The organism is Formosa sp. A9, assembly GCF_051200825.1.
Taxonomy (GTDB): Bacteria; Bacteroidota; Bacteroidia; order Flavobacteriales; family Flavobacteriaceae; genus Formosa.
Map to the genome: position 1 here is coordinate 649353 of NZ_CP195158.1, position 26601 is coordinate 675953.

General features: G+C 33.8%; 29 protein-coding genes. 6 read left to right on the forward strand and 23 right to left on the reverse strand.

Features of this window, described 5'->3' with window-relative positions:
* Positions 1-43 precede the first annotated feature (43 nt).
* Both gldM and gldN read left to right on the forward strand, forming a co-directional pair.
* Positions 44-1606 (forward strand): gliding motility protein GldM, encoded by a 1563-nt coding sequence (gldM, locus tag ACR9EA_RS02690; RefSeq protein ID WP_435137163.1) that lies wholly within the window; start codon positions 44-46, stop codon positions 1604-1606.
* 49 nt (positions 1607-1655) lie between these two features.
* Positions 1656-2546, forward strand: a complete 891-nt coding sequence (gene gldN / locus ACR9EA_RS02695; protein WP_435137166.1) for a gliding motility protein GldN — start codon at positions 1656-1658, stop codon at positions 2544-2546.
* A gap of 95 nt (positions 2547-2641) precedes the next feature.
* Here gldN and hutF read toward each other — a convergent pair whose 3' ends face one another.
* The 5 genes from hutF to ACR9EA_RS02720 all read right to left on the reverse strand — a co-directional run bounded on the left by hutF (position 2642) and on the right by ACR9EA_RS02720 (position 7096).
* The gene (hutF, locus tag ACR9EA_RS02700; protein WP_435137169.1) at positions 2642-4024 is read right to left on the reverse strand and encodes a formimidoylglutamate deiminase; all 1383 of its coding nucleotides are present in this window, start codon (positions 4022-4024) and stop codon (positions 2642-2644) included.
* Positions 4024-4815 (reverse strand): N-formylglutamate amidohydrolase, encoded by a 792-nt coding sequence (locus ACR9EA_RS02705; RefSeq protein WP_435137172.1) that lies wholly within the window; start codon positions 4813-4815, stop codon positions 4024-4026. Before ACR9EA_RS02705 ends, hutF begins: the two co-directional genes overlap by 1 nt.
* 365 nt (positions 4816-5180) lie before the next feature.
* Entirely contained in the window at positions 5181-5537 is a 357-nt protein-coding gene (locus tag ACR9EA_RS02710) for a helix-turn-helix domain-containing protein (RefSeq protein WP_435137175.1), read from the reverse strand.
* Positions 5538-5539: 2 nt separating this feature from the next.
* Complete coding sequence (locus tag ACR9EA_RS02715) at positions 5540-5833, reverse strand: type II toxin-antitoxin system HigB family toxin (RefSeq protein ID WP_435137177.1); 294 nt, start codon at positions 5831-5833, stop codon at positions 5540-5542.
* Between the two features lie 264 nt (positions 5834-6097).
* Positions 6098-7096, reverse strand: a complete 999-nt coding sequence (locus ACR9EA_RS02720) for a DUF6624 domain-containing protein (protein WP_435137180.1) — start codon at positions 7094-7096, stop codon at positions 6098-6100.
* 235 nt (positions 7097-7331) lie between these two features.
* On the opposite strand from ACR9EA_RS02720, the gene ACR9EA_RS02725 reads away from it, so the two are divergent.
* Together ACR9EA_RS02725 and ACR9EA_RS02730 are read left to right on the forward strand one after the other, a co-directional pair.
* On the forward strand, positions 7332-8381 hold the full coding sequence (locus tag ACR9EA_RS02725) for a sensor histidine kinase (protein WP_435137182.1): 1050 nt from the start codon (positions 7332-7334) through the stop codon (positions 8379-8381).
* Entirely contained in the window at positions 8371-9075 is a 705-nt protein-coding gene (locus tag ACR9EA_RS02730; RefSeq protein WP_435137185.1) for a LytR/AlgR family response regulator transcription factor, read from the forward strand. Before ACR9EA_RS02725 ends, ACR9EA_RS02730 begins: the two co-directional genes overlap by 11 nt.
* Before the next feature lie 384 nt (positions 9076-9459).
* On the opposite strand, the gene ACR9EA_RS02735 is transcribed toward ACR9EA_RS02730, so the two are convergent.
* The 13 genes from ACR9EA_RS02735 to ACR9EA_RS02795 all read right to left on the reverse strand — a co-directional run bounded on the left by ACR9EA_RS02735 (position 9460) and on the right by ACR9EA_RS02795 (position 19631).
* Positions 9460-10968, reverse strand: coding sequence for a vWA domain-containing protein (locus tag ACR9EA_RS02735; protein ID WP_435137188.1), 1509 nt, complete (start codon positions 10966-10968; stop codon positions 9460-9462).
* A 461-nt stretch (positions 10969-11429) separates the two neighbouring features.
* Positions 11430-11567 carry a hypothetical protein gene (locus tag ACR9EA_RS02740; RefSeq protein WP_435137190.1) on the reverse strand — a complete coding sequence of 46 codons (138 nt, stop codon included), beginning with the start codon at positions 11565-11567 and terminating at the stop codon, positions 11430-11432.
* Positions 11568-11798: 231 nt separating this feature from the next.
* The gene (locus ACR9EA_RS02745) at positions 11799-12833 is read right to left on the reverse strand and encodes a bestrophin family protein (protein WP_435137193.1); all 1035 of its coding nucleotides are present in this window, start codon (positions 12831-12833) and stop codon (positions 11799-11801) included.
* Positions 12834-12843: 10 nt separating this feature from the next.
* Positions 12844-13509 carry an NAD-dependent epimerase/dehydratase family protein gene (locus ACR9EA_RS02750; RefSeq protein ID WP_435137196.1) on the reverse strand — a complete coding sequence of 222 codons (666 nt, stop codon included), beginning with the start codon at positions 13507-13509 and terminating at the stop codon, positions 12844-12846.
* 6 nt (positions 13510-13515) lie between these two features.
* Positions 13516-14076 (reverse strand): TMEM175 family protein, encoded by a 561-nt coding sequence (locus tag ACR9EA_RS02755; RefSeq protein ID WP_435137199.1) that lies wholly within the window; start codon positions 14074-14076, stop codon positions 13516-13518.
* A 3-nt stretch (positions 14077-14079) separates the two neighbouring features.
* A complete protein-coding gene (locus tag ACR9EA_RS02760) occupies positions 14080-14793 on the reverse strand; it encodes a DUF2490 domain-containing protein (RefSeq protein WP_435137201.1) in 714 nt (237 codons plus the stop codon).
* Between the two features lie 4 nt (positions 14794-14797).
* A complete protein-coding gene (locus tag ACR9EA_RS02765; RefSeq protein ID WP_435137204.1) occupies positions 14798-15532 on the reverse strand; it encodes an MBL fold metallo-hydrolase in 735 nt (244 codons plus the stop codon).
* Between the two features lie 7 nt (positions 15533-15539).
* Positions 15540-15698: a hypothetical protein gene (locus ACR9EA_RS02770; RefSeq protein ID WP_435137207.1), complete on the reverse strand. Its 159-nt coding sequence runs from the start codon at positions 15696-15698 to the stop codon at positions 15540-15542.
* Between the two features lie 9 nt (positions 15699-15707).
* Positions 15708-16319 (reverse strand): flavodoxin family protein, encoded by a 612-nt coding sequence (locus tag ACR9EA_RS02775; protein ID WP_435137209.1) that lies wholly within the window; start codon positions 16317-16319, stop codon positions 15708-15710.
* Positions 16320-16357: 38 nt separating this feature from the next.
* Complete coding sequence (locus tag ACR9EA_RS02780) at positions 16358-16993, reverse strand: SDR family oxidoreductase (protein ID WP_435137212.1); 636 nt, start codon at positions 16991-16993, stop codon at positions 16358-16360.
* A 60-nt stretch (positions 16994-17053) separates the two neighbouring features.
* On the reverse strand, positions 17054-18076 hold the full coding sequence (locus tag ACR9EA_RS02785) for an alpha/beta hydrolase family protein (protein ID WP_435137215.1): 1023 nt from the start codon (positions 18074-18076) through the stop codon (positions 17054-17056).
* Between the two features lie 75 nt (positions 18077-18151).
* Complete coding sequence (locus ACR9EA_RS02790; RefSeq protein WP_435137218.1) at positions 18152-19096, reverse strand: alpha/beta hydrolase; 945 nt, start codon at positions 19094-19096, stop codon at positions 18152-18154.
* Between the two features lie 112 nt (positions 19097-19208).
* Positions 19209-19631 carry a helix-turn-helix domain-containing protein gene (locus ACR9EA_RS02795; RefSeq protein ID WP_435137221.1) on the reverse strand — a complete coding sequence of 141 codons (423 nt, stop codon included), beginning with the start codon at positions 19629-19631 and terminating at the stop codon, positions 19209-19211.
* 54 nt (positions 19632-19685) lie between these two features.
* On the opposite strand from ACR9EA_RS02795, the gene istA reads away from it, so the two are divergent.
* Positions 19686-21230: an IS21 family transposase gene (istA, locus tag ACR9EA_RS02800; protein ID WP_435134522.1), complete on the forward strand. Its 1545-nt coding sequence runs from the start codon at positions 19686-19688 to the stop codon at positions 21228-21230.
* 9 nt (positions 21231-21239) lie between these two features.
* Positions 21240-21965 carry an IS21-like element helper ATPase IstB gene (gene istB / locus ACR9EA_RS02805; RefSeq protein ID WP_435134525.1) on the forward strand — a complete coding sequence of 242 codons (726 nt, stop codon included), beginning with the start codon at positions 21240-21242 and terminating at the stop codon, positions 21963-21965.
* Positions 21966-21973: 8 nt separating this feature from the next.
* On the opposite strand, the gene ACR9EA_RS02810 is transcribed toward istB, so the two are convergent.
* From ACR9EA_RS02810 to ACR9EA_RS02830, 5 genes are all read right to left on the reverse strand, one after another.
* Positions 21974-22906: a helix-turn-helix domain-containing protein gene (locus ACR9EA_RS02810; RefSeq protein ID WP_435137224.1), complete on the reverse strand. Its 933-nt coding sequence runs from the start codon at positions 22904-22906 to the stop codon at positions 21974-21976.
* Positions 22907-23100: 194 nt separating this feature from the next.
* Positions 23101-23793: a hypothetical protein gene (locus ACR9EA_RS02815; RefSeq protein WP_435137227.1), complete on the reverse strand. Its 693-nt coding sequence runs from the start codon at positions 23791-23793 to the stop codon at positions 23101-23103.
* Between the two features lie 138 nt (positions 23794-23931).
* The gene (locus ACR9EA_RS02820; protein ID WP_435137229.1) at positions 23932-24405 is read right to left on the reverse strand and encodes a hypothetical protein; all 474 of its coding nucleotides are present in this window, start codon (positions 24403-24405) and stop codon (positions 23932-23934) included.
* A gap of 110 nt (positions 24406-24515) precedes the next feature.
* Positions 24516-25835 (reverse strand): HNH endonuclease signature motif containing protein, encoded by a 1320-nt coding sequence (locus ACR9EA_RS02825; RefSeq protein ID WP_435137232.1) that lies wholly within the window; start codon positions 25833-25835, stop codon positions 24516-24518.
* A 2-nt stretch (positions 25836-25837) separates the two neighbouring features.
* On the reverse strand, positions 25838-26332 hold the full coding sequence (locus ACR9EA_RS02830) for a helix-turn-helix domain-containing protein (protein ID WP_435137235.1): 495 nt from the start codon (positions 26330-26332) through the stop codon (positions 25838-25840).
* Positions 26333-26601 lie beyond the last annotated feature (269 nt).

Consider the following 26601-nt stretch of genomic DNA (forward strand, 5'->3'; position numbering starts at 1 on the left):
AATATCAAGTTCTAGAAATTATTAACTTAAAACCTAATTAGAAATGGCAGGAGGAAATTTATCTGCAAGGCAGAAAATGATTAACTTGATGTATTTAATCTTCATTGCGATGTTGGCCTTAAATATGTCTAAAGAAGTGCTTTCGGCATTTGGATTGATGAACGAAAAATTGGTTGAATCTAACCAAGCGGCAACAGACCGTAATACCGCTTTACTTTCCAGTCTTGAATTGAAAGCAGAAGAGCAACCAGAAAAGTTTAAACCACTTAAACTTAAGGCAGACCAAGTAAATACTTTAGCTCACGATTTTAACAGTTATTTAGAAGACTTAAAATCTAAAATGTTAGCTAAAACCGAAAATCCTAAGGATTACGAAACTATGGATAAAGGTGATTTCTTGGACAATTACTTTTTTATTGGTGATAATTATAAGCCAGAAGGCGAAGAGTTTTTAAAGCAAATTGCAACGTTTAGAGACGGTGTGTCTGCTATTTTAAAAACAGATCCTAAATTAGCACCTTTAGCAGAAGATGTAGAAGAAACTTTTAACACAACCCCTGTAGAAAACAGAGATGGTAATGAAGTAGATTGGTTGAGCTACCACTATAAAGGATTTCCTTTAGTAGCATCATTAACAAAAATCACTCAGTTACAAGCCGATGTTAAAACAACAGATTCTGAAATTTTAAACAGAATGTTAGCAGGTCAATTAGCTGCAGAAGCGTCTATGACTAACTATACAACGTTATTAGAAACTTCTAAATCGGCTTACTTTAACGGCGAAACTTTCGATGGTAACATTGTATTAGGTCGTAAAGATGGTTCTACAAAACCAAACAAGGTAGAATTAACATTAGATGGTAGAGCGTTAACCGATAAGGATTATACTGTAGAAGATGGTAAAGTTAAATTAAACTTTAGCACTGGATCTCCAGGAGAACACACTATTGAAGGTAAATTAGTTTTCGAACAAGATGGAGAGCAAATAGAGGTACCTGTAAAATCTACTTTTGCAACAGTATCTAAACCTAACTCAGCTACAATTTCTGCAGATAAAATGAATGTAGTTTATCGTGGTGTTGCTAACCCAATGACAATTTCTTTCGCTGGTATTGCAGACAATAAAGTTTCTGCAAGTGCACCAGGGTTAAGCAAAGCATCAGGTGTTGGTAAATATGTTATGAACCCAGGTCAAGGTCGTGAGGTAACTATTAATGTTAGCGGTACATTACCAGATGGTGGTAAAGTAAGCGACAGAGCAACATTCAGAATTAAAGATATCCCTAGTCCTACAGGTACTATTCGTGGCGAAGACGGTAACGTTTCTATGCAACGTAACAGCTTAGAGATTGCTACTATTGGTGCTAAATTAGACGATTTCGATTTCGATTTACCTTTAACAGTAACATCGTTCAAAATTAAAATACCAGGACAGCCAACAATTTCTGTTGGAGGAACAAAACTTAACGATAGAGCTAAATCTGCTTTGCGTAAAGCAAAACGTGGTGATGCTGTAACTATTTTCGATATTAAAGCTCAAATTAGTAATAATTCATCTTACAAATTGAAGAAAGTATCTCCAGTTTTAATTGAATTATCAAACTAAAAAGCGTATCTAAAGAGATATTAGCGCAATAATTAAAATTTTTAAACAAATGAATTATAAAAGTTTTTTATTAACCCTATGTAGCATTTTGGTCGCTTCGGCATCGTTCGCTCAAGCAAATATTTTAAATGCTAAAAGTCCAGAAGAAATTGGTTTACGAACAGATGCCCAAAAGGCAATGGATAACGATAAACCATTAGAGTATGGTTATGTAGACGATCGAGACCTGATGTTTTCTAAAATGGTATGGGAGAAAATTGTGCTAGACGAGCGTGTTAATTTCCCGCTTTATTATCCTGTAGATACCAATAATATTGGAAGCAACAGAAGATCGTTATACGATGTGCTTTTAAAAAGTATAAAGCAAGACAAAATCAAGAATATTTACGACGATTCTTACTTTACTACTAAAAGAACATTATCTGATATTAAAGATGCATTAGTTTTAGTAGATACTACAGACATCGGATTCGAGCAGTTTAACGCCGAAGGTGTTGTAGATCCGCAGTACATTAGAAGACGCGAAATTTCTGCTTACGACATTACAGAATATTGGATTAAAGGACTTTGGTATTTCGATAAGCGTCAGTCTGAGTTAAAATATCGTTTATTAGCGATAGCACCAGTGGCCCCAGACGTAAACTTTATAGATACCGATGTTAAAGAATTAATTCCTTTATTTTGGGTATTCTATCCAGATGCAAGACAAGTGTTGCACGATGCAAAAGCGTTTAATAACGACAATAGTGCAGTGCCATTTTCTTTCGACCACATCTTAAACTCCAGACGTTTTAACGGTTACATTTTTAAAGAAGAAAATGTTTATGGAGATAGAGAAGTTACCGAGTATATAGAAGATAACGCTTTAATGCAGTTGTTAGAATCTGATAGAATTAAAGAAAATATTAGAAATTTCGAGTTAGATATGTGGTCTTACTAAGACGTATATAATCTATAAAATAAAAAAACGGCTTACAGATGTAGGCCGTTTTTTTGTTTTTATAATGAACTCAAAATAAAAAGAGATTAGGGAACTTACAGTCTAGATCCTAAAGCTTTCATTGTGGAAATGAATTTAGAAGTGATTTCATCTTTCTTATTATGTATGCCTTGTTTTACAATCCATTTTCCGTTAACTATCGTGCCTAAAATCTGTGCAGGATCTGAAGCATAAACCATAGTGTTGCATAAATTTTTGGTGCTTGAGCTAGCTATTAAAGGTGCATTGGCATCCAAAACAACCGCATCAAAACCTTGTCCGATTTTAAAAAAATCCTGTGTTGTTTGTCCCATTGCTTTTTTTCCTGCTGTCCAAGCCATTTTTATGGCATTAAAACCGCTATCACCATAATTAGGTTTAAAAAAGGTGTGGCGTTTGTGTGTAGTAAGCCGTTGTCCGTAATCTAATAGTCTAATCTCCTCGAAAGGGTTTAGGCTAACATGGCTGTCGGTGCCTATACTCCAACGGCCTTCTAAGGATTTGTAATGCGCGAACGCGAATAAACCATCGCCTAAATTACCCTCGGTGGTTGGACAAATTACCACATTGGCTTGCGCCTTAGCGATGCCTTCTACCTCTTGCTTGTTTAGGTGTGTGGCATGTACTAAATGATAATTGTTATTAACGTTACAGTTTTCTAATAACCACTCTACTGGGCGTTTATTGTAAAAACTAAGGCAGTCTTCAATCTCTTTTAATTGTTCGGAAATGTGTATGTGAAAAGGTTGATGATCTTTTAAGGTATTGCAAACTTCAATAATGGCGTTGGCTTCAACAGCCCGCAACGAGTGAATACCAATGCCTAAATTTGCGTTGGTGTAGCAAGCAGTTGCCTGATTGCTGGCTTCTAATAAATTGTAGTAATCTGTAATATGGGCCGATATAAAACGCTTCTGTTTGTCTTCGGCAGGTTGCCCAAAACCACCTTTTTGATAAAACATGGGGACAAGCGTTATGGCAATACCAGCATTTTTTGCAGCAGCTATTAAGCGTTCTCCATGTTCGGCTAGATTGGTATAGGGTTTTCCGTTTTTGTCGTGATGTAAATAATGAAATTCAGCTACAGCGGTATAGCCATGACGCACCATTTCGGCATACAGCATGGTGGCAATCGCTTCTAATTGTTCTGGAGAAATACTTAAGGCTAAATTATACATGGCCGTTCTCCAGCTCCAAAAATCGTCTGGTGTACTTTGCCCTTCGTGGTATTCTGCAAGCCCAGCCATGGCGTATTGAAAAGCGTGAGAGTGGGCATTTTGGAACCCCGGCAGGGCATACCCATTAACCCATTCTTCGGTTGTTAGGGGTGTATTGGGCGTAATTGAAGTTATTTTGCCAAGATTATCTACCGTAATTTTCACGTTTTCTAGCCAACCATTTTCGGTAAGTAAGCCTTTAAAAAGATATGCGTGTTCCATTATAAAGTTTTAATCAATTCGTTAAAAAGGTGATCGAGTGTCGTTCTGATATTGTTGGCACGTTGCTCGTGATACTGGGTTTCGGAATCGTCCATATAATTGGTTTTAGCCATTTCTAACTGTAGCGCATGGATATTATTTTTAGGGTTTCCGAAGGATCTAGTAATGTGACCGCCTTTAAAAGGGTGATTGTGCTCTACCTGTTTGCCAGATGTGTTTAACGCCTTTAAAGCCGTGTCTATAATTGTTTTTGAAGCAGATGTTTCATCATTGTCGCCTAATATTAAATCAGGGAATGGCGCGTCTTGAATACCGGGAACATGTTTGCGAATGGAGTGAGCATCAAACAAGATTGCTTTGCCAAATTGTTGACGCATCGTGTTTAATAATTCTTCTATTTTTAAATGATAAGGTGTATAGTAATGCGCGATTCTATATTTTATATCAGTTTCGTCGGGGACGTCGTTTTTATATAAACTTACGCCGTTAAAATTGGTTGTTGGTACTAAGCCTGTTATTACACGCCCATCGTTATACAGCGGTTTACTTTCTGGGTTACGATTAAGGTCTATTACCCAACGGTTGTAATTTGCAGTAATCATGGTAATGCCCAGACTAGGCGCAAAATTGTATAAAGTATCTATAAACCAATCGGTGTCGTCTGGTTGGTTTACAAGGTCTGATTGTAAGGTTTTTGCGATATCCTCTGGAAAAAATGTGCCAGAGTGCGGCGAACTTATAAGAATGGGTACTTTGGGTGCAGTGGGTTCTATTAGGTTATAAAGTTCCATAAACTGGTTTTTATATGAGTATACAAAAATACAGCTTACAACGGATTTTATGTAACTATGCCAAATAAATGAGAACTTATGGCTTTAGCGTTTTGCTTTTGAAGTTAGTAGGAAATATTAATAAAGTTAAGGTTATGACGTGTGTCTAAAATTTTTCCTTTTCAGTTTAACTTAAATTTAGGTTGCTCAGTTTTTTCCGCCTCAGGTGGTCATCTACTGACTTTTTTTGTAGCATACCATATTAAGATGTTAAATAACTAACAAAACAACAAACGCCCTTAAAAAGGACGTTTTTTATTATGTTTTCTGAAAATTATAGGTTTGTACAACGGTTACCTTACCATTGTTAGCAACTGGCTTTTTTGTTAATAATCTTGAATCAAAACTTCAGTCGGAATGTGAAGAGTCGTGTTCAATTTTCTAATCATATCCAAGGTCAGTTTACGTTTTTTATTTAAAATTTCGCTGACTCTACTTTTGAAACCAACAACCTCCGCTAAATCTTTTTGCTTCATTCCCATTTGTTCCATTCGGAACTTGATGGCTTCAATTGGGTCTGGCATTCCAATTGGAAAATTATCATTTTCATATCGGTCAATCAAAATTGAAAGGATCTCTAATTCGTCTCCCTCCTCAGTTCCTTTTTTTGCATCAAAAATGTTCTCAAGTCTGTCGAGTGCTTTTTGATAATCCTTTTCATCTCTAATTGGTGCTATTTTCATAATCAGATGTTATTTGCGTCTATTTTATCATATTCTGCATGAGTTCCTATAAACCTTATCCAACATATTTGGAATTCAAAGTTGAATTTTACAATCAACCGATAGTTGTTTCCTTTAATGTTGTAAACAATCCTGTTGTCTTTTAAAATACTGGCGTTTGGATAATCATTTTTTAATTCGTTAATGTTATTCCATTCCGATTTTTCTGTTTCCCGATACCATGACTTTAATTGTTCTTCACGGTCAGCGTGTTTCTCCCAGAAATCTCGTAAGGTTTTTTTGGCTATTACTCTCACATTAAACTAGTTTGTCGCAAATATATGAAATGAGTTACCAAATTGGTAATAAATATTGATTTTTTGGCTTGTTGCCAACGGGAGGCTGCTCTGTAACTGGATAGGACGGGAACCTGTACCATAAACAGTGGAAATAACGATCCAGTCTGCTACTAGATATGAAGTGTTATTAAGCAGGTTTTTTCTCAAATTTAGGCATACTCATTTTAACCCGTTGCGGGTGACTCAGTTTGTCCGCCCTATCCATCCATATATCTAAGTAAATTACATTTTTTTTTCATTTAATTCTTTCTCTTTTGCTTCTATAGTTGGTAGTTCTTTAATGTAGGTTTCTACATCCCAAATAAGATTCCATCTATTTAGATTTTCTTGCATGGTGTTAAGTCCCATTTGTGCTCTTCGCATATCAACATTAGTTGGGTCTTCTAATGGCAGGACATAAGGTGTTTTAAGTTCATTATTAATAGCTAATTGAGTTCCATAAATTTGTCTTTCACCCCTTCTTAAAAGTAGTCTGTCATAAAACATAGCATATTGTCTTTTAGGAAGATTGTTGTCTGCCACAGATTTTTCAATTAAGGGTAAATATTTTTCTTGAGCTTCTTGATTGGCATGCTGTATCACTAAAAATAGGGTAGAAGTGCCTCGTTTGCCAATAAGTGATTTACTTGGCCATCCTCGTTCATCTAGAATTTTACTAACCTTAATAAGATTAATAGAATCTTGTTTAAGAATGGTTTTCCAAAAGTCATCCATTTCCTTTGAATTCCTTCCATACTTCTCTTCCATAGAACGGATTTGATTTCGAGTGCTTTGATCGTCAAAATATATTGTGTCTAATACAGCTACCAAATCTTTGTCAAAGTGCGCTTCAGTCTCTTCTTTATTTTGCATGACGATTGACTTTAATTCTTCCCAGCGTTTATCTGAATGCAAAACTTTTAAATCACTATCATTGATTAAATGATTATAATCATCCCACTTTAAATCGTTTGCAGTAATAAATAAATGATGGAAAGCCATATTGTTATTTCCAGATAAGGCGTAAATACATGAGGCGTTATAGCGATCATTCAAAGGGACTTCATTATTAAGCTTAAAGGCTTTCTCATAGAGTTTTGCTGAACCAGCAAAGTCTTTTTCCAAGCAAAGTTTCCAACCATCTCTTATTAAATTAGCATATTCAAGATTAGTGTTTTGAGCAACACCAATCATTGTAGAAAAAATAATTAATACAACTGTTGTTACTAATGTACGTTTCATAGTTTTTTAATTTATAATTAATGTTGCCAAATTATAGCGCTTTTAAATTCGGAAATAAAAAAATAGACCAATCAAAACTTTAAGAATACAGAAATGTAAAATTGAACCAAAAACCGTTTTGTTTGTGCATTATAGCTTTTTATTGGCTGTAATCATATTTCTGTCTATTAATAAACAATAGATAACCTATAAATTGTAGATTTACTTAAGCAACAAAGTTTACTAATTAATAGATATGACTTCATTTTTAAATAAGAAAATATTGGGACACGTCTTGTTCTGGGCAGTCTTACTCATTTATTTCATGAGCGTGTCTTGGCCTTATGAAACCAATAAAATATTTTTATTTGAATCTGTTTTTTTTAAGCTAATTCTGCAAATAATATTAGCGTATGCTATTATAAAAATAGGTATCCCATATTTATTAAATGCCAATAGAAAGCTTGTCTTTTTCTCTAGTTGTTTGGTCTTAATTTATATTTTATTTATTAGCTACTCTATTTATAAAGCATACATTTTAATACCTTCTTATCCTGATGAATTTTCATATAGGCCACCCTTTATTCTAGCAGATAGGTTTACTAACTGGCCAGCATATATAGGCAGTATTCCTGAATATCTTTTTCCGACAGTAATTTTAGTTATTTTTAATTATTACAAAAAACAAAAAGAAACGGCTATTTTATTAGAGAAGAAAAGAACTTCAGAATTAAATGCTCTAAAAAATCAATTAAACCCGCATTTTTTATTTAATACATTAAACAATTTATATGTGCTTGCATTAAAAAAATCTGATAAGACACCTGAAGTAATTGCTAAACTTTCTGAAATATTAGATTATATATTATACCAATGTAAGGACAAGTATGTCCTATTAAAAAATGAAGTGGCACTTTTGCACAATTACGTAGATCTAGAGGAAGTGCGCTATGGAAATCGTGTGAAAGTTAGTTTTAATAAGGATATAACGAATGATGCTAAAATAGCGCCATTGCTTTTGCTTACTTTTTTAGAGAATGCCTTTAAACATGGTGTTAGCCAAGAGATAAATTCAGCACGTATTGATATTTATATTCAAGGAGATGTTCAAAATATCGAATTTAGAATAGTAAATACAAAGCCAGCTATTTCCGAAAAAAATCATAATGATAATCGAGAAGCTATAGGCTTTAAGAACATAAAAAAACAATTAGAATTATTATATCCCGATAGTTATATATTAGACGTTAATAATGAACGAGACCTATATTCCGTAAACTTAAAAATCACTTCCAATGCTTTATAAATGTCTTATAGTTGATGATGAAAATTTGGCAAGAGAGCTAATCGAAACTCATTTGTCTCAGCTCGATATTTTTAAAATAGTTGCATCATGTTCTTCGGCACTAGAGGCGCACAAGATATTACAAGTCGAAACTATAGATTTAATGTTTTTGGATATAGAAATGCCAGTATTAAAAGGAACTGATTTTTTTGAAAATTTAAAACATAAACCAAAAGTCATTTTTACCACAGCTTATCGTGATTATGCGCTTGAGGGTTTTGAATTAAATGCTGTAGATTACCTTTTAAAACCAATCACATTCCAACGCTTTTTTAAAGCGATTGAAAAGTTTATAGATACAGGCAAGTCATCTATTGAAGCTACAGAAAGTTCAAAACTTAAAGATTCATATATTTTTGTTCAAAGTAACAAGAAGAGTATTAAAGTCTTTTATGATGATATAACTTATATAGAAAGTATCAAAGATTACATTAAAATTCACTTAAAAGATTCTTCTTTAATTATAAAACAGGGGCTAACTGTCTTTCATGAGAAATTAGATGCTCGTTTTTTAAGAGTGCATCGATCCTATGTAGTCAATTCAACAAAAATTTCAGCATTTACAAAGCAAGATATTGAAATTGGTAAGGTAGAGATCCCAATTGGTGATTTTTATAAGGCTAATGCGATGAAGCAACTCAAAAAATATGAATAATATACATCAATCAAATATGAAATATTTATAAATAGTACTGTTTGTTATAACGTCAACAATTTACGCTCAAAACATTTATACAACCCAATTTTTAGACATTAAAGATATAATCATGTTTCCCCTTATGTAGATTTAGAAGGCACTTATCCTATTGATAAAGAAACAGCTCAAACTACCTCGCACTACCTTTTTAAGAATGATGGATAGGATCGGAACCTGAACTATGAACAGCGGAATAACAATCCAATCTGCCACTAGATATTAAGTGTTATTAAACAGGGGTTTACCTCAAATTTAGGTATGCTTAGTTTAACCCGTTGAGGGTGGCTCAGTTTGTCCGCCGTATCCAGTTAAAAGACAATATAAGATACAGAAATTTTAGACCTACAACTCTTGAGTCATCTTCACAATTTCTTTAAACTCTGATTTAAAGTTGTGCTCATCACTTAGATTCAGGTTGTCAATCCAGTTAAGTACGTTTAAATAGCTGCTATCTCCTTTGTATTCAGAATCCGTGATAAGCATTGAAAAAGATGCAACTCCTGCTGTAAACTTCATAAAGTCGCTAGCTTCACTAAAGGAGTTTCCCTTGTCGTAGATCTCTAAATCGAGAGGAATACTGCTATCGGAATCAGGAAGCTTATATCTAAAGTTTATTGTAAACGTAGGGGCAATTTTGTAATTGGGATTCTCTTTTGGGACTATCTCATATAAAGCCGTGATATTTTGGTTTGAGCCTATTTCTCCTGCATCCTCAGTGTCATCTTCGAAGTCTTCTTGGTTTAATAATCTATTTTCATATCCAATCAAACGATATGCTTCAACATTTGCACTATTAAATTCTACTTGAACTTTAACATCTTTGGCTACAGTATAGAATTTGCTGTAATCATAAATAAATACTTTTCTCAATTGTTCAAGGTTATCAATGTACTCATATGTGCCATTACCATTGTTGGCAATTTGCTCTAAAGCAGCATCGTTTAAATTCCCTCGTCCAACACCAAGTACGGTTAAAAAGATGCCAAAATCTCTTTTCTCTTCGATTAGTGTAATTAGCTCTTCTTGACTAGATGGGCCTACATTGAAATCTCCATCAGTTCCAATGACAATTCTGTTATTACCTCCTTCAACGAAATTTTGTTGGGCTATTTCGTAGGCAGTAATAATACCTTCGGCTCCAGCTGTACTTCCACCAGAGCCCAAAGCATCTATAGCTTTTTTTATTTCAGTTTTATTGTCACCCGATGTTGACTCCAAAACAACTCCCGCTGACCCAGCATAAGTTACTATGGCAACTTTGTCGGCAGATGTCAATTCATCCACAAAATATTTAAAACCATTTTTTAATAGCTCCAGTCTGTCTTCACCACCCATGGATCCTGATACATCAATGAGAAATACAAAATTTGAAGGGGGTAGCTCGTTTTGTGGAATTGGTTTTCCTTTCATACCAATCCTAATCAGTTTATTTGAAGTATTCCAAGGGCATTGACTTACTTCTCCGTTTAAAGAGATAGGGTGGGTAGGGTCGGTGTACTCATAGTCAAGGTTGAAATAATTAATCAGCTCTTCTGTTCTTACCGCTCCGCTTGGTGGAAGTTGATTGTCTTGTTGAATGAATCTGCGGACATTTGCATAGGAAGCGCCATCGGCATCAACTGAAAACGTGGAAATAGGCTGTTCCAATACTTGGACAAAGGGATTTTCTCCCACTTCATTGTAAGTGTCACCTGGTAATGTTACTTCTGAATCTCCATAAACTTCATATGATCCCAAATCACCATCCATTTCACAACTGGAAACCATTCCAATTGTTAACAATCCTAAAATTAAACGCGTTACTTTCATTTTTGATTTTTTTAACCCAACTAGGTTTTTATTACGCTTCATTGGGGGTTGGTTAATTAATAGCACATGAGAATTAGATAAATGCTCGTTTCGTGTTTCGAAAGGTTCAGAAGAGCCCCATAAGCAAAAATCTAAGTCTCTTTAAACTTACTTTGTTGTAAGCTTTTTCTACTAGATGAGAAAATTATCTAATGGTTGCGTTGAAATGGGAGTTAATTTATTCTGCCTTGAATTTGCCAAAGACTTTGTTGGTAATTACAGAGTTATTTAGTTCGAATAATCGTTTGTTTAATTTGTTAAACGTAAATTCTTCTCCGTCAACGTTTATTATCGTTATAACTCCGTTTTCCATTAATTTTATGCTCAAGTCAAATGGTTGTTTAGCATTTTTAATTATGAAATTTAATTAAATTATTTTTACAGTGATTTACTCTTCGGATTGATTAATATTTCCTTTGAATTTATGGAATGGTTGCAAAAGTAGCTTCGGTATCTCTAGGGTTTTATACCCAAGCATTATCTTTTAGTTGCCACATTAATAATGAAATTTTGATGTTTTTAGTGTGTAATTTTGGATCCATTTCATCACGAGTAAATCCGCCTGCTCTAATTAATTCGAAATCCAATAGGTGTAAATACACGAATGCAGTAATTTTTTTTCTTCAAAAACGAATAACATTTATTTACAATAATTAACCTTAGCAAATGACCTAATTAAGATAAAAAAGATTGATTTTGTATGTCTTTAAAGAATGTTTACCGTTCCCGTCTCAGTGAATTCAGACATTGCTCATATTGTTTTTCTAGTAGGTTTAATTGATAAGCTAGAAAGTGGAACCATTATAATAATTATAGAAATCTATTTAGACCAACTACATCAATACTCCTTTTTTAGCCTCAATACTTGGAGGCAAATCTTTTTCACCTAATATTTCACGTAGATCAATTTCAATTATCCTACATAAGGATAACATTGGAATATCATTGGTCAGTCCTGAAAATGGATTTTCAGAATAATCCCCAACTAATTCCATGGCTACATAAATCCATCCAATTAATGCCACAACAGGAATTGAGAACCAAAACCCCAATTGTCCAATGTTCATCATTTCAGGTATCATACTAAATGGTAAAAACGCAATAAAAATCCCCACAAAATAACGGCTCATATTAGCATATTGTCTTGGCAACGGAAACTTTTTAATGCGTTCATTTTTACCTTGTAGTTCATAAAACGTTCTCAGTACATTTTCCATAGACATATGCCTAAAATCATCTATGATGTTTTCTTTTCTTAACTGTGTCAAATCCCTTGACTGCTCATTGATTATTTGTGTCGCTGTATTAGCTGCATTCACTAAGCGTTGGTGTTCTTCTGGCAATAAAAAGGTGTCGAGACTACTTCTTGTTTCTTCATCATCTATTAAACCTACTCCAAATTTTTCTTGAGATTTTTGTGCCGATTTACCTATATGTCCTGATTGGGCACTATGCTCCCATGATGTAGGAACTAATAATTGACTACGATGTGCGTATAGCCAAGCTATGTGTCGGTAAATGAGTTTCTTCTTTATCTTTTTTATTTCTTCCTTTGGAATAGCTTTATCTGTAAATTGACTTGTAACAAAGCCATCTACCATCATACCCCAAGTGCGACTATCGTTAACAATACCACCCCATATTTTACGTGCTTCCCATAATCTGTCATAGGATTGATTATTTTTAAAACCCACATAAAATGCTACAGCTGTACCAATAACAGATACAGGAATCCAAGGTATTTTGAAAGTTATTATACTAAAATGATATAACACCGCTATGCTACCCATTAAAGGAATTAGCCATAGAAAGTGATGGCCTGTTGTTTTCATCAAGCGTGAAAAGCTTATGTTCTTTGTAACAATCATATTCTAAAATTTATTTATTAGCCAATAAATTGATGTCTTTATTTGATAGATATTTTGAATCAACATTAAAGAAGAGTGAATTTATCATAGCCAAACCAATATTGGTTGATGTTGTTACGTTACTTAACTTTTTAAGAAAAGGAAACAAAGGACTCATAAGGGTATATGTAGTATTTAACCATCCTGTTCTTGATTTTGTTCCTTTTTCTGGAATAATAATTCCTGGTCTGAACATAAAGGCTTTTTTGAATCCTTTTTGTAAAATATAATTCTCCGTTTTTCCTTTAATTCTTGCCCACATCACTTTTCCTTGTTCTGAAGTATCTGTACCAGCTCCTGAAATATAGTTGAAAACCATATTGGGGTTCATGCTATAAATTACATCGGCAAATGTTTTAGTCGTTGTATAAGTAATGCTGGTGTATGTTTCTTCATCCATGCCTAAAGCTGATACTCCCATGCAAAAGAAGCAAGCATCGTAATCCTTTAACTGTTCACCAATAGACTGAATATTAGAAAAATCCTTTAAAATGATTTCTTCCAATTTGGGATGGTTTAACCCTAATGGGGTTCTATTGATGATAAGTACTTTATCAATTTTTAGGTGCTCTAAACATTCTTGTAACACGGCTTTACCGAGCATACCTGTAGCTCCTGTTATTATTACTTTATTCATTATCGATTATATTATTTCATCCTTTATTTGTTTACGTGGCAATAAAAAATAAGCCGTTGGAACTAAAACGAATATAGCAGATGATATATAAATACTCACGTAGCTTAAAGGCACAGCCAACATAAATAATATAGTGGCTACAATATTCATTTTACGAGTATCTGCGGTATGTTTATTTCCAGATAATTTGATTGCTCTTTCATCTAACAAAAAGTAAAATAAGGTTGCTGAACCAAACACTAAAGCAAAGATGATGTGGCTTTTATTATCATAAAAAGACTCATCGATTGTTCTTGTGGCCAAAGGAATTAATGAAGTTGAAAATAACAGCAAAAAGTTAAACCATAATGTGGTATGATCAACCATTTTTACATATTTAAAAATATTGTGATGGTTTATCCAAAGAATGGCTATAAAAGCATAGCTTACAATATAGATACCAATTTGAACCATAAATTCATTAATACCTTCTTCATTTAGACTTGGCAGTTCAATCTCTAATGCCATTATTGTGATGATAATAGCCATAACCGCATCTGTAATGGCTTCAAAACGTTCTTTTTTCATTGCTTAATTGTTAACTAGTTTCTCTTTCTTTTTAAATACGCCAAAGTTTTCTAAAGGCACAGTTAAGATAACATAAAATTGATGCCTTGGCAATAATCCTGTATCGTTCTGTAATACATACCAGAATTGTGGGGACAACCACTTAAAAGCTTTTACAGTTGTTCCTAATATCACACGGTTTCTTGTAAATTTTCCACTTTCTAAACTCCAAAACATAGCATCGTGCACAAAAATATCGGCAGGTTTTTTAAATAGCTTGGTGTGGTAGATAAGCCCTATTCTATTCCTGTAAAACGAAACAGCATCAGCATTTTTTCGTTCTAATCTAAAATACATATTCCTATCGGTTAATGTAAATCGTTCACTTAATTTGAAGTTGAAAATAAGGCTGGGTAAAAAATGATGTTGTAAATTGGTAAACACTTCATTTCCATCAGTTTTTGTCACCATATAACCAGGCATAAACTGAATGTTTTTATGTAATTTAAAAAAGGGCAATGCTACCAAAGCTTGAAAATTATCAGATGGACTATACCCATAGTAAAATACAAATTTATTGTTACCAGGAATGTCCATAGATGCTCCAGTAAACAAGAATGTTCCTTTTTCATCTACCGCAATCTGTGCTTCCATAAACTGATCGCCCATAATAAGAAATAAGGCAAACCCTAAAATTTGCCTTTTTAAAAGGTTTCTATGCGAATTTAAAATCCACATAAGCTTATTTTGTTTTATCTACAGTTTTAAACACAAAGCCTTCTGTTTCGTTACCTTTAATATGCCCAAAAGAAGGACTACAAAAATGAGTACAGGTTACCAAAGTATCAGAACCACTTAATTCACCTAAAATCTTACGTCTTGTTGCCGATGATTCTTTTTGATCGTAATCAATAATTGCTGCCCAATCGGTTTGTGCAACTTGGCAAGGATGGTGACACATATCTCCTGCTATGATAAAGGTTTCATCACCTGCATTGAAATGTACATTAACGTGCCCTTTACTATGCCCTGGAGAAGGTTTAAAGGAAATACCATCGCCTAAATCTGCATCCATTTCTACCAAATTTACCAAACCTGCTTCTACAACAGGGTCTATGGATTCGTGAAACGATACATTTTCTAAAGGCCCTAAGACGTGATTCTTAAAACCATCCTTTTCCCAATACTCATATTCTTCTCTGGCAAAGTGATATTTGGCATTTGGAAATGTTGGTTTCCATTCGCCATTTTCCTTGTAGGTGTTCCAGCCTACGTGGTCAAAATGTAAATGTGTACATATAACATCCGTTACTTTGTGGCGGTCAAATCCTGCTTTTTCAATAGCATCCAAAAAGGGTAGGTTAAGATTGGTAAAACCATCGAACCCCAATACTTCTTTTTCATTACCAACGCAAGTATCTACAACAAATAACCTTCCGTTCATTTCCACAAAGAATGCCTGTGAATCTGCGTTCATTAAATAATCATCTGTCCTGTACGGTTTGTCTAACCATTCTATTTTTTTTCATTTCTTCGGGCGTAGCATCAGGAAGAATGATTGGCATTGCTTCGTTAATGTCGCATTCTACGATTTGAGTGATTTTAGCATTACCAATTTTAGATTTTACGATTTTTAAGTTCATATTTTTTAGTTAATTAATTAGTTTTTGTTCTACTTCACTCAAAAAGGTATTAACATCCATTTGCTGTGTCATACGTCCTCGAATGATATATATGTGTTTTAAGAAAGTTCCTCCTTTTTGTTCAACACTATTTTTAAATTCATCTATATACTGTGGCTCAAACTTGCTATTCATAGAATTGAACAACACCACTTTTTTATTGGTGAAATCATTATTGCTTACAAACTCAAAAATGGGTGGTGCTGGACTATACAACCATATTGGTGAACCTATGTAAATGGTATCGTATTCTTTTAAATTTATTGTTGTTGCTGTAATTTCTGCCTCTGTATTTCTTGCATCTTTTAGTGACTGAAACCAACCTTTAAAACCAATGTTGTAATTATTGGAAGTTATAGGTAAAACGTGTGCTTCTTCTAACTCTGCAATTTTTTTTGCCATTAGTTCTGTATTACCTGAACGAGAAAAAAATACCACTAACGTATTAGAAGGCTTTTGAGTTTCTGTTAGTGACTGAATAATTTTTTGATTACGCTTATACTGGCTGGAATCAATAGTTACAATCGTTATAGCAAAAGCAAGGATTGTTAATATACCAACACCTAAAATTGCCCAAATCATCTTTTTATATTTCTTCTTTAATTTCAATTGTGATTGAATTAGTAAAATGAAGGTTTATCTCCTTGTGTACCTGGTTTGTTTATGCCTATACTTGCTTTACTGTCTTTTTCTGGATGCTCGATGAGGTCTGCTATATAATTACCTACACTTTTACGAGATACTTCAGTACCTTTAAAATCTTCTCCTTTTTGAGTTGTTTCAAAGTTCACTTCATCTTCATCTTGTAGCCAAGCAGGTCTTACAATGGTATAGTCTAAATCGGATGCTTCAATAATATCTGCCGCTTTACGATAGGTTTTTAATGCGTTGCCTATCATTCTGTCGTTCCACTCACCAAACTTGCCTGGTATCTCATTATAAATACCTAAAGAGGTTACAAAAACTAATCTTTTTGTTTGGCTTTCTTCCATTTCGGAAACTATTGCTTTAGCCAAATTTTCCATTGCCCCTGAAAGATTAGCATATACAATATCTTTGTTTTTTAATGCTTCTTTTAAATCTGATTTATTCAACACATCACCTTCTACGATTTTAGTGTTAGGGCTTTCAAACTGCTTTATTTTGTTAGTGTTTCTTGCGAAAAGGGTTAAATTAATATTATTATTTTTTTGCAATTTTTCTATGGTGTGTTGTGCAATTGCTCCACTTGCTCCTAATATGAGTGCGTTTTTCATTTTTTCTAATATTATAAAAAGCCGAAGCACAGAACTTCGGCTTTATGATTAATATGTTTTCTATTTCATATGAGAATCCAAGAAAGCTAACACTTTCTCTGGTGTTCTTCCAAAATAGTTATACCCATCTTTAAAACGGTGTGTTGTACCTTCAATCCAGTGTAAGTGTTTTTCCTTACTTGGAATCGTATCAAAAGTAGCTTGTGCATCGCCTGGGTTTTCTACCCAAGCATCATCTTTTACCTGCCACATTAATAATGGCATTTTGATGTTTTTAGTGTATAGTTTTGGATCCATTTCATCACGAGTAAATCCACCTGCTCTAATCAATTCAAAATCCAACAGGTCTAAATAATCATTGACACCCAATAGTTTTGAAAAGGCATTGTAGATTGAACGCATAGAAGGTACTAATGGGCTACACATACAGGCTACGTTTTCAAATAAGTCTGGACGTTTATCAATCGCCACGTATTGAGAGCATCCACCCATACATTGACTATAAAGTGCCACTTTCATTTTACCTAATCGAGGGTGTGCATCCACATACTTTTTTACGCCCACGCAATCTCTCCATTCCAATAGCCCAATACCGCACATACCATCATTTGCAGTACCACTCTGTCCGTGATTACGAATATCATAAGCTAATACGTTATACCCTGCATCGGTTAAATGTTTCATTTGGATAACGAAGTCTATTTCTACAGCTTCAAAACCGCTCCAAGGTTCTCCCATATGCCCTTGAAAACCTGCTCTACTCATAGGTAATGCGTGATTGAAAATAACCAGTTTATCACTTTCACCACCTTTGGCAGGGATATACCAACCGTTTAAAGGCACACCATCATCTGCTTGAAAGTAAATGTCTTCCCATCCCTTCATTCCATAATCATCTGGTGTTTTGTGTAATAAACTTCTCCATTCTCTTTTACAGACTTTTACCATACCCATAATTTTGGCATAGTCTTCCTCTGAAATTCTGTTCATTTGGTCAACAGCATTTTCCATCATTTCCTTTGACATTCTTGCTGTATTTGTCGGTTGATTTTCTATTCCGTCTAAATTTATTTGATGTTCCATTTTTTTAAAGTTTTTAGTTATTGGATAAAAAAGCCAAAGCATTTTGATACTTTGGCTTATATAATTAATTCTGAATTAAGCTTCAACGAGTTCTGCAACGCCTAAATGCTCTTTAAAGAACGGTGCTAACTGTGCAACAGCTTCGTCTAAATATTTAGGAATATCATATAGTTTCATATGATTAGCCCCTTCAACAATATACATTTGCTTGTTGTCTGTCCCTGCTCTTTCCATAAGGTTATCACTCATCCATTTAGATTCTGCAACACTACCTGCTACCACAAATAATGGTTGTGTTAAGTAAATTTCAGCCATATTAAAGGCATCATAAGTTACCAATTGCGTTAAGCTACGAGCTGTACCATAACCTGGTGATGTTGAGCATTGCGCTCTGTCTGTATGGTAATACTCCCAAGCTTCTTTTAAATCGGTATAAGGTGTATCATCCTCATTAAGAGGTGCCATTGGCATTTGAACAATATCACCGCCATTGGCTTCAATGGTACGAGCTTGCGCACCAAATTGTAAAGAGCCTATGGCATCTTTCATATCTTGGTCGCCTAACCAACCTTTACTAATCATATGCCCAATGTTAACCGCACTTACAGTTCCGACTGCTTTAATACGTTTATCATTAATAGCCGCATTAACGGTATAACCACCACCTGCGCAGATACCCCAAGCGCCAATACGCTCGTTATCTACATAAGGTAAAGTGGTTAAATAGTCTACTGCCGAACTTATATCTTCAGTTCTGATATAAGGATTCTCCAACTGACGAGGTTCTCCACCGCTTTCACCTTGGTATGAAGCATCAGTTACGATGGTTACAAAACCGTGTTCTGAAAATTTTCTTCCATAAATACCAGCGGTTTGCTCTTTTACACCACCACCTGGGTGAGTTATTACTATGGCTGGGTATGTTTTGTTTTCATCAAAATCATTTGGAAGGTCTAAATAAGCAGACATCATAATGCCGTTATTTGTGTTCTTGTAAGAAATTTTTTGTTGTGACATCATATTGAGTTTTAAGATTAACAATTAATTTATACCTCAAAATTACTTGATAACTATGTGGTTGAACAGTAACAATTACTGACCAAAAAGAAACATTTTACTGATAATATTATTTTTAACTGTTCGTTAACTTTTGCTTCATCCTGAACTGTTTAGGCGTTAATTGTGTTTTCTTTTTAAAGAACTTGGCAAAATAGTTGGGGTAATCGAAACCTAACTCAAATGCTATTTCAGCATTGGTTAAATCACTTTCAAGAAGTAGTTTTTTGGCACTATTTGTAATGTGCTCGTGGATGGTTTCTAAAGCAGATTTGTGGGTATATGCTTTTAAAACGTCACCAAGATAATTTGGTGTGAGATTCATTTTACTGGCAAAATAATTCACTGATGGCACTCCCTCTATACGACCATTATAATAATCTCGAAGTAACTGTTGAAATTGCAAAAAACGGCCATAGTGAGCCACCTGCAGCGGATTAAAGTGAGCATAGTGCGGCGGATGAAATTGAGCCACCCACAGCGGATGAAACTGAGCCACTAAAAAAATCGATTCTATTTGTACGGCATTTTCGATCTTTTACCTAAAAAGATCATGGCCAATAAACAAATAGATATGCGTAAAATAAAACAGATATTTAAGCTTTACAGTGAGGGTGTCAGCAAGCGAAAAATAAGCCTCCAACTTGACATTTCACGTAATACCATCGATAAGTACATCGATTTCTTCAAACGATATGGGTTAACAGGCTATGAAGTGTCAGCCATGACCTTAGAAGAGTTGGACAGACTTTTTAAATCGGACCAAAAAACCAAACCCGAACAGCTTGTTATATTAGAAAAGTACTTTCCTTATTTTGATAAGGAGCTTCGCAAAACGGGCGTTACCAAAGAACTTTTATGGCAGGAATATTATGCCAAGCATCCTAATGGCTATAAACTATCCCAGTTCAGATACTGGTATCGAGAATGGAGCAAGGAAGTGTCGCCTGTAATGCATTTTACACACAAAGCCGGCGATAAATTATTTATAGATTTTACAGGAAAGAAACTCACCATAGTGGACAGGCACACAGGAGAAATCCAGGATTTAGAGGTTTTTGTGTGTGTTTTGGGCAGTAGCCAATATACTTATGTAGAAGCCTGTGAGAGCCAGAAGAAAGAAGACTTTATGGCTTGTGTAGAAAATGCACTTTGGTTTTATGGAGGCGTACCACAGGCTCTAGTGCCCGATAACCTTCGGGCAGCTGTTAATAAAAGTAGTCGCTATGAACCTAGAGTTAATGCAGATTTTGCAGATTTTGCAGAACATTACGACACTGCAGTATTACCTACAAGAGCCTACAAACCTCGTGATAAGGCCATTGTAGAGAATGCCGTTCGCATCATATATACCCGTGTATTTGCACCGCTCCGCCATCAAACCTTTCATAGTAAATCAGAGCTTAACAAGGCCATATTAGAGCAGCTTAAAAAGCATAATGCTATGTCTTTTAGAGGGCGCGAGTACTCCAGATATTCTTTGTTTGAAGAAATCGAAAAACAAGCCTTGAAACCCTTACCAGAAAAGCGCTATGAAATTAAGAGGCAGTCCAGAGCTACCGTTCATAAAAATAGCCATATATACTTTGGTAAAGACAAACACTATTATAGTGTGCCTTACCAACATATTGGCAAACGTGTTAAAGTTATATACTCTGAGAGTGTCATTGAGATCTACCATCAAAATGAACTGTTGACCTTTCATGCAAGGGCGCCTAAGAAATACGGGTATACGACCACCAAGGAACATATGCCCTCACACCATCGCTTTGTTAGTGAATGGAGCAGTGAAAAATTTATCGATTGGGCAGGCCACATAGGAGTACATTGCCAAACCATGATTATTAAAATCCTGAACAAAAAACAACATCCAGAACAGTCCTATAAATCCTGTTTAGGTATACTTCACTTAGCCAAAAAAGTGGGAAAACAGCGCTTAGATAATGCTTGTAGACGTGCTTTGGATTATGACTCTTATAATTATAATATGATAGAAAACATACTAAAAAAAGGATGGGACAAACTAGATGAAACCATAGAGGAACCCGTTGATATCCCCAACCATAATAACATTAGAGGCAGTCACTATTATAAATAAAATTAGATTATGAATACAAAAACATTAGAACAAATGAAGCAACTAAGGCTCTTTGGTATGCATAGAGCCTTTGAAAATAGTTTAACGCCCGAGAGCATTAACTACACCAGCGACGAACTCGTAGCATATCTTACCCAATCTGAATGGGACGATCGTCAAAACCGTAAAATAGAACGCTTAACAAAATCGGCTTACTTTAGGTACAGTGCCGTCATGGAAGCTATAGACTATGATCCGTCAAGAGCACTCGATAAAAACCAGATCCAACGTTTTTCTTGTTGTGATTTTATTAAAAATAAACAAAATATCCTTATAACTGGAAGTACTGGTGCCGGTAAAAGCTATATGGCCTCTGCTATAGGACATCAAGCGTGTTCTCTAGGCTACAAGGTTGTGTATTATAATACCAATAAACTGTTTACCTTATTAAAAACCGCTAAGGCAGATGGTTCCTATTTAAAACAGATTAGTAAACTAGAAAAACAAGATCTTTTAATTTTAGACGACTTTGGTCTTAGAGCTCTGGATAATATGAACCGTCATGCATTAATGGAAATTATTGAAGACCGCCATGGTAAACACAGTACCATTATTGCCTCGCAATTACCTGTGGAAGCCTGGCATGAACTGATAGGAGAACACACCATTGCAGATGCCATTTTAGACAGGCTTGTACACACAGCTCATCGTATTGATATTAAAGGAGAATCTATGCGTAAAAAATTAAAAAAATAACACTAAATTTAAACACAAATGAATCGATTTTGAGCACTTAGTTTACTATGCTCAGTTTGACCCGCCGAGGGTGGCTCACTTTGTCCGCCCCATCCAGTAAGTCCTGTTTTGTTTTTGAAGAAACGAGCGAAGTAGTTAGGGTATTCAAAACCGAGCTCCCAAGCTATTTCTTTTACTGGCGTATTGGTTTTGAGTAATTTAACTTTTGCTTGTTTAACAATGTGCTGATGAATATGATCTATGGCAGATTGTCCTGTATAATTTTTTAATATATCACCTAAATAATTTGCCGAAACACCCATTTGCGAAGCAAAGTGATTCACGGTTGGGATTTTAGTATATTTTTGAGTTGATAGCTGTGATGTATAATAATTATTCAATGATTCTTGAAATTCAATAACAATTGAATTAAATTTTGAACTTGATTTGTTTAGTGCTGATAAATATAATTTTTCAATAAAGTTGAATATCACCAAAGCATAGGATAGAATGATGTCATACCCTTGAGGGTTTTCTTGGTGATGACGTAGCATATATTTATAGTTTTGCTCAATTTCCTGCTCATCTTGGGAGGTTAGAAATAAGGGCTCGTGCTGCCCAAAATCCATCAACTTTTTAAAAATGTGCTTGTTCTCATTAATTATTTTATGTGAGAACTGTACATAATATCTTTTAAACCGTTTTTCTATGCACCAACTATTAACATCTTTTGGGCTACTGAAAAAGAAGGCACTAAACGGTTGTTTTACGGAATCATATAGTGGATGATTTTTAGGTAAACATATTTTTTGTTTGAGAGATATACGATAAAAATCTATACTTACTGCTTCTGATTTTTTTAGAAATTTTTTGCCATAACTGTTAACATCTATATGATTATCCAATGGTGGCTCTGTTCCAAAATAAGTATTAAATGTTTTAAAATCAGTAAATGTTTTCATTCCTCTGTTCAATATTGAATAGTAAAATACTACTTTTCAAACTATGGCTAGTCCTGAAATATGGCTACAGTTAAAATTTGAATTTAAGCAACTAATTTAGCAAATAAAAAACCGAGTATAAATTCTGCGAAGATTTTCGTAAGTAAGCGAGAACAAGCAATTACTTATAGCCGTCTTTGTTGGCAAAGTTATTTTTAACAGGAAGAACAACTTCCAACTTTATGTTTTATAAATAATTCTTTGTCGGTTTTGTCAGATAAATAGAAAACTAATTCAATTCCTGCGTAATGAGTTGAAGTTCCAACCAGCATATCAAGTCGATTATCTCCATTTAAGTCTCCAATCCAATAAAGATAAATTCCACCTTCAAAACCTCCAGATGAAAAGGAAGGAATATCCATTTTTATAATACTTTCATTAGTCTTTCCAGAGTCAACTCTTAATTCATAATTTTCTATTTTCTTAAAATATGGAAACGTGTTATTTTCTGTCTCTACTAATTTCCCTTTTGTGTAAATTGAATAACTTCTGCTTTTTTCTTCATTTTCAGAGTTAGGAACAGAAAATATTATAGTTTCTCCTGGATACATTTGTCGGTTAATCCATCTGCCATTTGTTGAATCTTTTATAGAATCCAATCCTTTGATTAGAAATTTTGGTTGAACAATACTATCAGAATTATATTTTTTTATTTTGAAATTAGTTATTAAATATTTTTCTTTTTCATAGACAGCGAAATAGTCAGAAAAGTCAATTCTAATTTCATCCATTTCACTTCCTTCATAGCAATTCATAAGCATTACACTTATCGGATTCTCATTTTCTAAATCTTGAGAATAAATGTTGCAATAAATTAGTAATGAAAAAAACAGAAATTTTATCTTCATAGTCATTTCAGGTTTTGAGTTTAATTATTGCTAACTGTTTTGTCTATGATAAGTTGGTAAATTTTCAATAGCACTCGGTTTAGGCTAAAAATAGCAATTTTTTATAGGAAACGGTGTTGGACATAGTTTTTTCATTAATTATTTTCGCTTTAAAATGTAGATAGAAATTCCCAAAAATATTATTCCTAATACTATTCCAATATTTCCATTAGATTTTTCAATTTTCTTCCAAGTTTTCTGGTTAATAAATTCAATGTTTTTACTCGTAATACTAAGTACTTCTCCATTATTTTTTTCTAAGTCTACATTCTTGTCTATGATTATAGATAACGTATCTTTTTGTCTAACATTTGATGAAAATTTTGTTTGATTAAATGCTTTTAGATATAGATTTGAAATCAAAAAATCATTCTCATATTCGTTTATATTTATAACATAATAATCATTTCCTCTGAGTCCATTTTTCAATAATAATTGTTTAAACGTTCCAATGATTTTTCTCTTCTCAGAGTTGTCATTTAAATTTAAATAAGAAATAAAGAGCATTAAAAGTCCAATTAGAAAGGATAAAATAAATCCAATTTTATTTTTCAATTTTTCAGATAGATACATTTAGTCTTATAAATTTTGCAACTTTCAAAATATGTCTTAATTTCGTGTAATCAGCTAATCAGCTAATCAGCTAATTAGCTATGAACTATGTACTTTGTTTACCTAGTTTTTTATGAATAATCATCAATTGAATCTTCTCCAGTCCATTCTAGGCCTAATACTAAACTAAATCTTTTCTGTGTTCCAACTAAGGTGAAAAATGTACCAAGACTTTCGTGAATAAATTTGTTATTTTCGATATAAACTTTGGCTAGTGCGTAGGGCTTAACATTATCTCCTTTGGTAATTACAATTATTTCATCTTTGTCATTAGAAAGCTCTAATTCTTCAACATATGATTCTCCATATTGGTTCTTTGAAAAGATACTTCCATTTTTTAATTTTTCTTTGTATTCTTTAATTGGGTTATCTAGTAGTTTAGTAGGACAGAGTGGGAACTCACTTTGAGTTTTCCAGTTTTTTTGAATTGCATTTGGTGTTATGGATTGTATTTGGAAATCTTCATTAGAATAATCATCCTTTTGTTGAACTGCTTTGGAAAATAATTCCAAAATATTTCGATACTCTTCCGTTGACTCTCTATAAAACACATCTCTGCGAATATGTTCGTAGAATCTACCATTATAAATTATTTCATACCAATAAAAAGCAATGTGACTTGGGGAAAGATCCTGTATTGCTGTAACTTTCATTTGCTGACTGTTGGTCATCTCTTTTTCTAGGACAAAATGTATTTCGTCATCTTGACAGAAAAGTATATCTCCTTTGTTCAAATTATCATAATACGACTGTATGGGATTTTCACCAATAATTTTGGGTGTATTAGGATTTTTTGGTTTGTTTAAAGATTTCGTATTAGTTTTTGAATTGTATGGATTTAACTTCGTGTGAACCCATTCTCCTAAGTGACCTCCTTTGGGAATTTTACCCTCTTTAACCCAATTTTCTAAATTCCTTCTGGTATTGTCCGACTCTTCTTTAGTAACCGTTCTCATCCATTCAAAATTTTGTTCAAGCTCACCGTCTATTGGTTTGGATGGATTTTCGAGGAAATTATCAATACTTCCGTACTTGAGAACTATTCTTGATAGAGTTATAGGATTAAGTAATATGTTGTCTAATCTGGTTATCCATCTTAAATTTTCTGATCTGTTGTTTTTTTTGTTAGTGTCAATATGGTCAACAATATGCTTTTTAGAGGGTTGTTTACCATGAAATGCAGTTGCAACTATTCTATGAACCGTTTCAGATGAGAAATTCATATATCCTTTTTGTTTACATGGGTTTCCAAAAGTCCATTTTTCGTCTAGTGGTCTTTTCCTTTTGTTTGGTTTACTATGTCTGAAGATTGAACCATTGTCTCTGACAGAATATCTTTCGCTTTTATAAATACATTGACATTGTTTGTTAAAAGATTTTATATTGACCATAATTAAGATTTTTTATGCTCAACAATATTCAAGTCTATTTTAGCACCAAGTGCAAGTGTAATATTTGATAATACATCTAGACCAACAGAATAACGACCTTGTTCTATTCGGCTAAGATTTGCTGCATCTATATTAGCTAGTTGAGCAAGTTTCTTTGCTTCAATATTCTTTTCTTTCCTTAATTCACGGATTTTTTCTCCAATTCTTACCCTTTGCTCTTTTTGAAAAATTTTTTGATCATCTCGGTCTCCTTTATCACCATAAATACCTAAACCTTCGTCATAATTCATTCTTATCCAAACCCAATATGCCATCCCCATTCCTGTTTGGTGTCCAATATTATCTTTGAGATATTTTTCATAATAATATTCTAATCTATTAGCATAGTAATTTTGGTGTTGTTTGGAGGTTGGGAAATATGTTTTCCAAATGAATTTTTCTCCGTTTGAGGCAATTACCTCAATAGAATAGTCGTCTACAAATGTTGCTCTTATCATAATTTAATTTGCCGTGTTTTATGTGCTGCTCGACACTTTAATAGTTATGAAACAAATATAGGGGATTTAATATAAATTGGCAAATATGCCAATTTAAGAATCGTTGGGGTATGAAATTAGGTACAACGGTTTGTATAAGGTTTGTTGCGTGAAAATCCGAAGCAATAAACTTTATACGGTGTTAGCAAAAGTTGTTATTTCCATTTACAGTTATTCACAAGAAAATTCTCGAGTTAAATAAGCAGTCCATTCACACAGAAACTAAGCGA